The sequence below is a fragment of the Novosphingobium sp. TCA1 genome, from assembly GCF_009811895.1.
GTDB lineage: Bacteria > Pseudomonadota > Alphaproteobacteria > Sphingomonadales > Sphingomonadaceae > Novosphingobium > Novosphingobium panipatense_A.
Map to the genome: position 1 here is coordinate 144,441 of NZ_BLJH01000007.1, position 12,166 is coordinate 156,606.

Genomic DNA, 12,166 nt, shown 5'->3' on the forward strand with positions numbered 1-12,166 from the left:
GCGAACGGAGGTGTTCGCGGGTCTGCACCTGACAGCGTACCGGAGTTGACGAAGTCCCGGCCTCCAAAATGCGCAATTCTTATGCGCAAGCCTTTGCCTAGGATGCGTAAATGATCGAGCGATCCGATTCGTCTCCCGAACCTGTGCTCTCCCGTCGCACGCTGCTGCGCGGATCGGCGCTGCTGCCGCTCGCACCGGGCCTGGCGGGAGAGGCGCTGGCCGCTCCCGCGACTGCATCGCTGGCGCGCGCTGGCGATTTCGCGCCGATGGCGAAGGTCTATCTCGATTCCGGGACGATGCACCCGGTGCCGCTGCCCGCGAAAGCGGCGGTCGATGCCTATTTCCAGTCGCGCGCGGAAATGCGCGAATGGTCCAGCCACGATACCGAAGTGCGGATCAAGGCTGCCTTCGCCCGGCTGATCGGCGCCGCGCCGGAAGATCTGGCCTTCGTCCAGAGCACTACCGCAGGGGAGCAGTCCATCGTCGATGCGCTCGATCTGCCCGCGGCGAAAGGCAGCGTCGTCACCGATACGCTGCACTTCTTCGGCTCGTTCTGGCTCTACGACCAGCTTGCGAAGCAGGGCGTCGACGTGCGCTGGATCCGCCCGACCGCCGGGCGCATCGACCCCGATGCCTACGAGAAGGCGATCGGGCCGGACACGCGGCTGGTCAGCCTATCGCTGGTTTCGACCTACAACGGCTTCGAGCACGACCTGAAGCGCATCTGCGAGATCGCCCATGCCCATGGTGCGCTGGTCTATGCGGATATCATCCATGCGGCGGGCACCGTGCCGATCGACGTCCGGGCCAGCGGCGTCGATTTCGCCGCGACCGCCAGCTACAAGTGGCTGATGGGTGATTTCGGCCTGGGCTTTCTCTATGTCCGGCCGGACCGGCTGCCGCGCCTGAAGCGCAAGCGCTACGGCTATTACCAGCTCGATGGCTTCAGCCCGCACGTCTACCCCTACGACGCGCCGGGGCAGACGATCGCGGACATGACGCCGCGCGCCGATGCCGAGGGGCTGTTCGCGATGGGCACCCATTCCCATGCGGTGATGGCGCAGCTCGACTGGTCGCTGGCCAAGCTGCTCGAACTCGGCGTGGACAATATCATGGCGCACCGCAAGCCCATGCTGCAACGCCTGCACGAAGCGCTGCCCGCCAAAGGCTATGACGTGGTGACGCCGCGGGACTGCCGCAGCCCGCTGCTCACCTGCGTATTGCCGGACGCCTACAAGAGGCTTTCCGACCCGCTGAACCGGGCGGGCATGGCGATCACGCTCAGCCGTAACCGGTTCCGCATCTGTCCCTCTTGGTTCAACTCGATGGACGATATCGAACGCCTGATCGCAGCCCTGCCGACTCTATCCTAAGCCCACTTCCTCCTGATCGGAACCAGACGCAATGTCCGCCAAGAAGACCGTTTTCGCGCGTTCCAGCCTGCTTGCTCTCGCAGCGCTCCTGCCATCGGCGCCGCTCCTGGCGCAGGATGACAGCCTGCCGATGCCCCCGGTATTCCTCAAGGCGATGGAGCCCATGGTGGAGCGCGCGGCCGCCAGCGACAAGGTCGTGCTGACGCGCCATTCGGGCACGTTCGGCGGCAGGAAGCTTTCCTACGACGCCATCGTCACCGAAAGCCCGGTCGCCAATGCCAAGGGCCAGACGGCGGCGGTCGTGGTCACTTACGCCTATGTCGCGCGCGGTTCGGCTGGCGCCAGGCGGCCGGTGCTGTTCTTCTTCAACGGCGGGCCGGGCGCCTCGTCTTCGCCGCTGCACATGAATGCCTTCGGGCCGCGCCGGATCGTCGGCAAGGGCGATACCGCGCGGCTGGAGAACAATCCGCACAGCCTGCTCGACGTGGCCGATCTGGTGTTCATCGATCCTCCCGGCACGGGCGCCTCCATGCCGGTTAAGGGCGCCGATGCCTCCAGCCTGTTCTCGGTGTCCGGTGACGCAGCGGCGGTGGCGGACGTGGTGCAGCGCTGGCGGCAGGCCAATGGCCGCACCGATGCGCCTTTCGCGCTGGTGGGCGAGAGCTACGGCACGGCGCGCGCGCTGGCGATGCTGGATGCCGAGGGCAAGGCGAAGCTGCCGCTGCCCGACGGGGTGGCGCTGTTCTCGCTCTCGCTGGGCGATAACGACGGCCCGGTGATCTCGGACGTATCGCTGCTGCCGACACTGGCGGCGGTCGCCTGGTATCATCAGGCCGTCGACCGCAAGGGCAAGTCGGTCGAGCAGCACTTCGCCGAAGCGCGCGCCTTTGCCGAGAACGACTATGCCCGCGCGCTGATCGCCGGTGCCTCGCTTCTGGAAGGCGAGCGGGCGAAAGTCGCCGCGCGGATGTCCGAGCTGATCGGACTTCCCGCGGCGGGGCTGGAGAAGGATGGGCTGCAGCTCGACCGGCAGGCCTTCATGCTCGGCCTGCTTTCCGCGAAAGGGCTGCGTACCGGCCAGTTGGATGGCCGCGCGACCCGCGCCACCGCGGAATCGAACATGCATCCGCCGTTCGACGATCCATCGATGACGCTCGGCGCGGAAACCGGCCACCTGATCGCCGACTATATCGGCAAGGACCTCGGCTATGCGCTGCCGAGTGCCTATCGCACGCTCAACCTGGGCATCAACTTCAAGTGGGACTGGGGGCGCGGCGAAGTCTATCGCACCGTCCGCTTCGCGCCGTTCCTGAGCAAGGCCCTGGCCGAGAAGCCGGGGATGAAGCTGATGACGGTGGGCGGCTACTATGACATCACCACGCCGGTCGCCGCCGGACAGTTCGCGCTGGATCATGCCGGGATCGGCCCGGATCGCCGCACCTCGAAAACTTATGCGGCGGGTCACTCGGTCTTCGAGGACGAGGGCGAACTGGCCCGTTTCGCGGCAGACATGCGGGACTGGGCGGGCAAGCTCGGCCAATAGGGCGGACTTCTGGTTTCACCTTGGGCCCGGATCGGTACCGACCGCCTGTCCGGGCTTGTAATTTGACGAAAAATACCAGACACTCCAAAGAGTAACGCGGTCGCCGGGCTTCCTGCCCGTGCTCATAACAATAATCGACAAGTCAGAAGTCCCGTGGGCGCCAGTCATCCCGGCGTCACGATCCGTCGCGTGCGAAGGGGATTTTGGTGCTGTTGAGGTTGGTGGACTGCCGAATCTCGCCATGGACACGCTCGGCCCGGGCCTTGCTTGCGCCATTCGTTGTGGTTTCAGGCTGGGCGCTTTCCAGTTGCTCATTCGCTCCCAACTATACGCAGCCGCGACTACCCGTGCCGGAACGATATCCGGGCGTCCCGGAGGGGCGGACGATCGCGGCACTGGGATGGCGCGATTTCTTCCGGGAGCCGCAGTTGCAGGCGCTGATAACGCAGGCTCTGGAGAACAACCGCGATATTCGCCTTGCCGCCGCCCGCGTCGCCGAAGCGCGCGGCGCCTGGCGGATCGAAGGGGCTTCTCTCTATCCGCAGCTTGACGGCGTCGTCTCGGGCACGCGCGGTCACACGCTGGTGACGGGCACCGATCAGGCGGTCGATCTCAAGCAGATCACCGCGCAGCTCAGCGCAAGCTGGGAGATCGATTTCTGGGGACGCCTGCGCAACTTGCGGGAGGCGGCGCGCGAGCAATATCTCGCGACCGAGGAGTCGCGCCGGGCCGTGGCCACGGATCTCGTGTCGCAGGTGGCGCTCGGCTATCTGCTGGAACGCGAGTACGAGGAACGCGCCGCGCTCGCCCGTCAATCGATCGCCACGCGAGAGGACACCTTGCGGATCATGCGGCGCAGGTTCGAGGTGGGCTCGGGCAACAAGCTGGACATGGCGCAGTCGCAAGTGCTGCTGGCGCAGGCGCAGACCACTTTCGACGCGCTGGAGCAGGAACGCGGTGTCAACCGCAATGCGCTGGCCCTGCTGGTGGGGGCTCCGGTCGAAATCCCGCCGGGATCGCTGGGACTGACCGGGGACTTTCCCGATTTCACCCTGCCGACGGGCCTGCCGTCGGAACTCCTCGTCAATCGCCCGGACATCGTTTCCGCCGAACATCAGCTGCGCGCCGCCAATGCCAATATCGGCGCGGCGCGCGCGGCGTTCTTCCCCAATATCAGCCTGACCGGTGCCTTCGGCACGTCCAGTTCGGATCTCGACGGGCTGTTCTCGGGCGGCAGCGAGGCCTGGAACTTCACGCCGCAGATCGTGCTGCCGATCTTCAACGCGGGGCGGCTCAAGGGTAATCTGGACGTGGCGGAAGCGCGCCGCGATCAGGCGGTGGCCAGTTACGAAAAGGCCATACAGTCCGCCTTCCGGGATGTTTCCGATGCCCTGTTGCGGCGCGGGCAGCTGGCCAAGCAGATCGTGACTACGCGCGCGCTGGTGGAGGCGCAGCGCGAACGCGCCCGGCTGGCGCAGCTTCGCTTCGACAACGGCCGCTCCACCTATCTCGAAGTGCTCGATGCGCAGCGCGACCTGTTCGATGCCGAACAGGCGCTGGTGCAGTTGCGGCGCGCCGAGCTGGCCAGCGTGGTGGCGCTCTATTCCGCGCTGGGCGGCGGTTTTCCGGTCGGTAATCCGGGTAATCTCACGGAGGGGCAGTGACGATGAACAAGACCTGGATCGTCAGGGGGCTGATCGTCGCGGCGCTGATCGCCGCGGCTTTCGCGCTCTACAAGCTGCTCACGCCGTCCGGCCTGCCGGAGGGGATCGTCGGCGGCAACGGGCGGCTGGAGGCGACGGAGATCGACGTCGCTTCGAAATCGGCCGGGCGCATCCGCGACATCGCTGTCGATGAAGGGCAGACGGTGAAGGCGGGCGATGTGATCGCGCACATGGATGTGGACGTGCTCGCCGCCCAGAAGACCGAGGCCGAGGCGCAACTGGCGGAGGCGCAGAACGCGGTGCTGGTCTCGCAGACGCAAGTCGCCCAGCGGGAAGCGGAGAAGGCCGCCGCCGATGCCGTGGTGCGCCAGCGGCTTGCCGAACTCAACGCCTCGCGCAAGCGGCTCGGCCGTTCGGACACGCTGGCGCGCGAAGGCGCGACTTCGGCGCAGGAGCGGGACGACGATTCCGCGCAAGTCGAAGGCGCTTCGGCGGCGGTGGAGGCGGCGCGGGCGCAAGTGGCCTCGGCGCAAGTGGCGGTCACCAATGCGCGCAACCAGGTGATTGGTTCGCGATCGCGCGTGGAGGCTACGCGGGCGACGATCCAGCGCATCGAGGCGGATCTGAGCGATGCCACGCTGCGCTCGCCCCGCGATGGGCGCGTGCAGTACCGCCTGGCGCAGCCCGGCGAAGTGGTGGCGGGCGGCGGCCGGGTGGTCAGCCTGGTCGACCTGACCGACGTGACCATGAGCTTCTTCCTGCCCGCCACGGCCGCCGGCAGGCTGGGCATAGGCAGCGAGGCGCGCATCGTGCTCGACGCCATTCCCGATACGCCGATCCCGGCAAAGATCAGTTTCGTGGCGGACGTTGCCCAGTTCACCCCCAAGACCGTCGAGACCCAGAGCGAGCGCGAGAAGATGATGTTTCGCGTCAAGGCGCGCATCGATCCCGCCCTGCTGCGCCGCTACATGAGCCTGGTGAAGACCGGTCTGCCGGGCATGGCCTATGTGAAGGTGGATCCCGGCGCGCAGTGGCCGGCCGCGCTGGAACTCAAGGGGCCGCCGCAGACCAAGGGTCAGTGAGGGCAGGGTGACGGTGACCGCCGCCTCGCCCCCTTCTCCGCTGGCGCCTCCGCCGTCCCCTCCGGCCGTCAGCGTCCGGGGCGTCTGGACCCGTTACGGCAAGACCGAGGCGCTGCGGGGGATCGACCTTGACATTCCGGCCGGACTGATGATCGGCATGATCGGCCCGGACGGTGTAGGCAAGTCCAGCCTGCTCTCGCTCATATCCGGCGCGCGGGTGGTGCAGGAGGGCGATGTGCGCGTGCTGGGCGGCGACATGCGCGATCGCAGGCACCGGCTCGATGTCTGTCCGCGCATTGCCTATATGCCGCAGGGGCTGGGCAAGAACCTCTATCCCACGCTTTCGGTGGAGGAGAACCTCCAGTTCTTCGGCCGCCTGTTCGGGCATGACGGCCCCGAACGCCGCCGCCGGATCGACGAACTGACGCGCGCGACCGGGCTCGATCCGTTCCTGTCGCGTCCGGCGGGCAAGCTCTCGGGCGGGATGAAGCAGAAACTCGGCCTGTGCTGCGCGCTGATCCACGACCCCGACCTGCTGATCCTGGACGAGCCGACGACCGGCGTCGATCCGCTCGCCCGCGCGCAGTTCTGGGATCTGATCGCGGATATCCGCAAGACGCAAGGGCAGATGAGCGTGATCGTCGCCACCGCCTACATGGACGAGGCGCAGCGCTTCGACTGGCTGGTGGCGATGGATGACGGCAATGTGCTGGACACCGGCACGCCGCAGGAAGTGTTCGACCGCACCGGCACGACGTCGCTGGAGGAAGCCTTCATCGCCCTCCTGCCCGAGGAGAAGAAGCGCGGACATAGGGCGGTGGTGATCCCCCCGCTGGAAGCCGAAGAGAACGACATCGCCATCGAGGCGCAGGGCCTGACCATGCGCTTCGGCGATTTCACCGCCGTCGATCATGTCAGCTTCCGCATCCGGCGCGGCGAGATTTTCGGCTTTCTGGGCTCCAACGGCTGCGGCAAGTCCACGACGATGAAGATGCTGACCGGCCTCCTCCCCGCCAGCGAAGGAAAGGCCTGGCTGTTCGGCAAGGAAGTCGATTCCAGCGATATCTCCACCCGCCGCCGCGTTGGCTACATGAGCCAGGCCTTCTCGCTCTACGGCGAGCTGACGGTGCGGCAGAACCTGGAACTCCACGCCCGGCTGTTCCATGTCCCGCGCGAGGAGATCCCCGCGCGCGTCACCGAAATGGTCGAGCGGTTCGATCTGACCCATGTGCTGGAGGAACTGCCCGAAAGCCTGCCGCTGGGCATGCGCCAGCGCCTCAGCCTTGCCGTGGCCATGGTCCACAAGCCGGACCTGCTGATCCTGGACGAGCCGACTTCGGGCGTGGACCCCGTGGCGCGCGACGGTTTCTGGCGTCTGCTGGTCGAACTGTCGCGGCGGGACAAGGTGACGATCTTCATCTCCACCCATTTCATGAACGAGGCCATGCGCTGCGACCGGATGTCGATGATGCATGCGGGCAAAGTGCTGGACAGCGACGTGCCGCAGCGCCTGATCGACAAGCGCGGCGCGAAGGACCTGGAAGAGGCCTTCATCGGCTATCTGGTGGACGCGGGAGGCGATACGCGCAGTCCGCAGGCCCATTCCCTGCAGGAGGGCGCACCGGCAATGTCAGGAGAGCCGTCTCACCCGGATACCGGCGGTGCCTTCAGCCTCCAGCGCTGCCTGACGTACGCCTGGCGCGAGACGCTGGAGCTTCAGCGCGATCCGGTAAGAGCGACGCTGGCACTGGCGGGATCGCTGATCCTGATGCTGGTGATCGGCTTCGGCATGACGACCGACATCAACGAACTGTCCTACGCCGTCCTGGACCGCGACGGCAGCCTGCTCAGCCAGAACTATGCGCTTGATATCTCGGGGTCGGACTACTTCGTCGAACATGCCCCGATCCGCGACTACGACGATCTCGACTTGCGGCTGAAGGACGGCGAATTGGCGCTGGGCATCGAGATCCCGCCAGGCTTCGGGCGGGACGTCAGCGCCGGGCGGCAGGTCTCGATCGGAACCTGGTTCGACGGCGCCAATCCCAGCCGCGCCGAAACGGTGCAGGGCTATATCCAGGGGCTGCACCAGCACTGGCTGACCGAGCAGGTGCGCCGGCGCACCGGGTCTTCAGCGGGCACGTTCTCGCTGGAGAACCGCTATCGCTACAATCCCGACGTGCAGAGCCTGCCGGCCATGGTGCCGCTGGTGATCCCGCTCCTGCTGCTGATGCTGCCCGCCATGCTGACGGCGCTGGCCGTCGTGCGCGAGAAGGAGATCGGCTCGATCATCAATCTCTACGTCACCCCCGTCACCCGCAGCGAGTTCATGCTGGGCAAGCAGGCGCCTTATGTGGGGCTGGCGCTGATCAACTTCCTGCTGATGGTGCTGATGGCGATCTTCATCTTCGGCGTGCCCGTGAAAGGCAGTTTTCTGACGCTGTTGCTGGCCGCGACGATCTACTGCATTTCCGCCACGGGCATGGGGCTGCTTGCCTCGGCGCTCACCCGCAGCCAGATCGCGGCGATGTTCCTGGCGATGATCGGCACGATGATCCCGGCGACGACCTTCGGCGGCATGACCGATCCGGTCTCCTCGATGGAAGGCGGCGCGCGGTTCATGGGAGAGATCTATCCCGCCAGCCACATGTTCACGATCAGCCGGGGCGTCTTCGCCAAGGCGCTGGGCTTTTCCGACCTTGCCGGATCGTTCCTGCCGCTGGCGATCTCCGCCCCGGTGATCGTGGGGGTGGCGATCATGCTGCTCAAGAAGCAGGAGGCCTGACATGCTGACCAGGCTTTCCAACATCTACAGGCTGGGTGTGAAGGAGCTGTGGAGCCTGTGGCGCGATCCGATCATGCTGGTGCTGATCGCCTTCGTCTTCACGGTGTCCGTTTATACATCTGCCAATTCGACGCCCGAAACGCTGCATAACGCCGCCATCGCCATCGTCGACGAGGATGATTCCCCGCTGTCGCAGCGTATCGTCTCCTCGTTCTATCCGCCGCAGTTCGTGGTGCCCCGGATGATCGTGCCGCAGCAGATCGATCCCGGCATGGACGCGGGCGACTTCACTTTCGTGCTGCACATTCCCTACGGCTTCCAGCGTGACGTGCTGGCAGGGCGGGGCGCCGAGATCCAGCTCAACACCGATGCCACGCGCATGAGCCAGGCCTTCACCGGCAGCGGCTATATCCAGCAGATCGTGAACGGAGAGGTGAACGAATTCGTCAACCGCTACCGCGCGAATACGGTGCCGCAAGTGGACCTTGCCATCCGCGCGCGGTTCAATCCCACGCTCAACAAGTCATGGTTCGGCGCTCTGGCGCAGATCATCAACCAGATCGCGATGCTCTCGATCATCCTGACCGGCGCCGCACTGATCCGCGAGCGCGAGCACGGGACCATCGAGCACCTCCTGGTCATGCCGGTGACGCCGTTCGAGATCATGATGTCGAAAGTCTGGTCGATGGGGCTGGTGGTGCTGCTGGCCTCGGCGCTCTCGGTCAATCTGGTGGTGCGGGCGCTGATGCATGTGCCGATCGCCGGATCGCTGCCGCTTTTCTTCGCGGGCGCGGCCCTGGTGCTGTTTTCGACCACGTCGATGGGCATTTTCCTCGCGACGATCGCCCGCAACATGCCGCAGTTCGGCATGCTGATGATCCTGGTGCTGCTGCCGCTCCAGATGCTTTCGGGAGGAAGCACGCCGCGCGAATCGATGCCGCAGCTGGTGCAGGACGTGATGCTCTTCGCCCCGACCACCCATTTCGTGGAGCTGGGGCAGGCGATCCTCTTTCGCGGCGCCGGGTTCGATGTGGTCTGGCCGCAATTCGCCGCCACTTTCGCGATCGGCGTCGTGTTCTTCGCGGTCGCTCTGGCGCGGTTCCGCTCGACGATCAGCGCGATGGCGTGAGGTATGAAAATCCGCAAAGCTCTGCTTCCCGGCCCGCGACTCATTTTGTCTAGAAATCTGCTGGAGAATGGTGAAGGGACGCCCTCCGGCATGGACGTGCCGGGTCTGCGCGAAGAAGGTATAGAGTATGATCCGCCTGGAAGGCGTACACAAGGCGTTCGGCGATACCCATGCCGCGCTGGCGGGGGTCGATCTGGAGATCGGCCGGGGCGAAGTTTTCGGAATCATCGGTCGTTCCGGGGCGGGCAAATCCACGCTCGTCAGGCTGCTCAACGGGCTTGAGCGGCCCAGTTCGGGGCGCGTGCTGATCGACGGGACCGACGTTGCTAGCCTGTCCGCCGACGGCCTGCGTGCCTTGCGTTCGCGGGTGGGCATGATCTTCCAGAATTTCGGCCTGCTCTGGTCCCGCACGGTGTTCGACAATGTCGCGCTGCCGCTCAGGATCGGCGGCGCTTCGCGTGCGGAGATCGCCGCAAAAGTGCCGGCCCTGCTGGAGCGCGTGGGCCTGTCCGAGCACGGCGCGAAATATCCCGCCCAGCTTTCCGGCGGCCAGAAGCAACGCGTCGGCATCGCCCGCGCCCTTGCCACCAACCCGGAAATCCTGCTCTGCGACGAGGCGACCAGCGCGCTCGATCCCGAGACGACACGCAATATCCTCGATCTCCTCGCCGACCTGAACCGCGAACTGGGGCTCACAATCGTTCTGATCACGCACGAGATGGAAGTGGTGCGGCAGGTCTGCGACCGGGTCGTCGTGCTGCACGCGGGCCGCGCCGTGGAAACGGGAGACGTCGCGGATGTCTTCCTCCACCCCCGGGCCAGCGAAACCCAGGCATTGATCGCGGAAGCCGACGAACATGCCGATCCGATCGGTTTCGACGGTCCCGTCGTGCGGCTGACCCTGCATGGTAAGGCCGTGCTCGATCCGGTGCTCACCCGCATCGCCCGGGACACCGGGACCGATTTCATCATTCTCGACGGCCGGATCGGCCGCCTGAAGAACACCAGCTTCGGCAGGCTCACGCTGGGTCTTGTCGGCGGCGATACCGAACGCGCCATCGCGGCGCTGCGCCTGGAAGGAGAGGTCGAATGAGCGGCTTTTTCAGCAATGTCGACTGGAGCGAGATCCTCCAGGCCTGCCTCGATACGCTGGCCATGCTGGGCGGCTCCTTGCTGCTCACGGTGTTTCTGGGCCTGCCGCTCGGCGTGCTGCTGTTTTTGACCGGAAAGGGTCAGCCCTGGGAGAACCGCTGGGGCAACGGCGCGCTCGCGCTGCTGGTCAATCTCGTGCGCTCGATGCCGTTCATCATCCTGCTGATCGTGATGATCCCGCTGACCATCGTGCTCGTCGGCACTTCGCTGGGCGTTGCGGGCGCGATCCCGCCGCTGGTCGTCGGCGCGGCACCGTTCTTCGCGCGCCTTGTGGAGACGGCCCTGCGGGAAGTGGACCGCAACACGGTCGAGGCGGTACAGGCCATGGGGGCCACCACGCGCGATCTGGTGTTCCGGGCGCTGCTGCCGGAAGCCCTGCCGGGCATCCTGGCTGCGACCACGGTGACCGCCATCACGCTGATCTCGTTCACGGCCATGGCCGGGGCAGTCGGCGCGGGAGGTCTCGGCGATCTGGCGATCCGTTTCGGCTATCAGCGTTTCCAGACCGACGTCATGCTGGTAACCGTGGTCCTGCTGCTTGCACTGGTCCAGCTTCTTCAGGTAGCCGGGGACCGTCTGGTCCGGCATTTTACACGCAAATAGGATTTTCGATGCAACGACGCTTGCTTCTTGCCGCTATCGCCACGCTGTTCATTGCCGGTTGCGGCAAGTCGGGCGGGGCGGGCGATCCGAACGTCCTGACGGTGGCCGCCACCGCGATCCCGCATGCGGAGATCCTGGAGTTCGTCAAGCCGACGCTCGCCAAGCAGGGCCTGAAGCTCGATGTGCGGGTGTTCAACGACTACGTCCAGCCGAACGTGCAGGTTTCGGAAGGCCGGATCGATGTGAACTACTTCGAGACCGGGCCTTATCTGGAAGAGTTCAACAAGGCCAAGGGCACGCACCTGGTGCCGCTGGCGGGCATTCACATCGAACCTTTCGGCGCCTATTCGCGCAAATGGAAGAAGGTCGGCGAAGTGCCGGTCGGCGCAACGGTGGCGATCCCCAACGAGCCCAGCAACAGCGGCCGCGCCTTGCAGCTTCTGGCGAAGGGCGGGCTGATCACGCTCAAGGATCCCAAGAGCATGACGGCGACTCCGAAGGATATCGTCGAGAACCGCAGGAACCTGAAGTTCCGGGAGATCGAAGCGGCCACTCTGCCGCGCGTCCTCGGAGAGGTCGACATGGCCCTGATCAACACCAACTACGCGCTGGATGCCGGACTGAACCCCATGCGCGATGCCCTGTTGATCGAGGACAAGGACAGCCCCTACGTCAATTTCGTGGTGGGCACGGAACAGGCGCGGAGCGACAAGCGCGTGGAAAAGCTGATCGCCGCGCTGCGCAGCCCGGAGGTGAAAGCCTTCATCGAGCGCAAGTATTCGGGCGCGGTCGTCCCCGCATTCTGAAGGCAACTTTGGATGGTTGGCGGCGCGGA

At 65.8% G+C, this 12,166-nt stretch carries 9 protein-coding genes; all 9 read left to right on the forward strand.

The features are described from left to right. The first annotated feature begins 110 nt into the window (after window positions 1–110). Window positions 111–1,373, forward strand: a complete 1,263-nt coding sequence (locus NTCA1_RS10990) for an aminotransferase class V-fold PLP-dependent enzyme (RefSeq protein WP_159830527.1) — start codon at window positions 111–113, stop codon at window positions 1,371–1,373. A gap of 31 nt (window positions 1,374–1,404) precedes the next feature. Further along, on the forward strand, window positions 1,405–2,916 hold the full coding sequence (locus NTCA1_RS10995; protein WP_159830528.1) for a peptidase S10: 1,512 nt from the start codon (window positions 1,405–1,407) through the stop codon (window positions 2,914–2,916). Window positions 2,917–3,179: 263 nt separating this feature from the next. Then, window positions 3,180–4,580, forward strand: a complete 1,401-nt coding sequence (locus NTCA1_RS11000) for an efflux transporter outer membrane subunit (RefSeq protein WP_374705177.1) — start codon at window positions 3,180–3,182, stop codon at window positions 4,578–4,580. A gap of 2 nt (window positions 4,581–4,582) precedes the next feature. Continuing rightward, complete coding sequence (locus NTCA1_RS11005; RefSeq protein WP_201282463.1) at window positions 4,583–5,662, forward strand: HlyD family secretion protein; 1,080 nt, start codon at window positions 4,583–4,585, stop codon at window positions 5,660–5,662. A gap of 13 nt (window positions 5,663–5,675) precedes the next feature. Then, complete coding sequence (rbbA, locus tag NTCA1_RS11010) at window positions 5,676–8,447, forward strand: ribosome-associated ATPase/putative transporter RbbA (protein ID WP_305080993.1); 2,772 nt, start codon at window positions 5,676–5,678, stop codon at window positions 8,445–8,447. Between the two features lies 1 nt (window position 8,448). After that, a complete protein-coding gene (locus NTCA1_RS11015) occupies window positions 8,449–9,576 on the forward strand; it encodes an ABC transporter permease (RefSeq protein WP_086489811.1) in 1,128 nt (375 codons plus the stop codon). Between the two features lie 127 nt (window positions 9,577–9,703). Then, window positions 9,704–10,669 carry a methionine ABC transporter ATP-binding protein gene (locus NTCA1_RS11020; RefSeq protein WP_159830530.1) on the forward strand — a complete coding sequence of 322 codons (966 nt, stop codon included), beginning with the start codon at window positions 9,704–9,706 and terminating at the stop codon, window positions 10,667–10,669. Next, window positions 10,666–11,331 (forward strand): methionine ABC transporter permease, encoded by a 666-nt coding sequence (locus NTCA1_RS11025; protein WP_159830531.1) that lies wholly within the window; start codon window positions 10,666–10,668, stop codon window positions 11,329–11,331. The genes NTCA1_RS11020 and NTCA1_RS11025 overlap by 4 nt, the downstream gene beginning before the upstream one ends. 8 nt (window positions 11,332–11,339) lie before the next feature. After that, a complete protein-coding gene (locus NTCA1_RS11030; RefSeq protein ID WP_159830532.1) occupies window positions 11,340–12,137 on the forward strand; it encodes a MetQ/NlpA family ABC transporter substrate-binding protein in 798 nt (265 codons plus the stop codon). The last annotated feature ends 29 nt before the right edge of the window (window positions 12,138–12,166 follow it).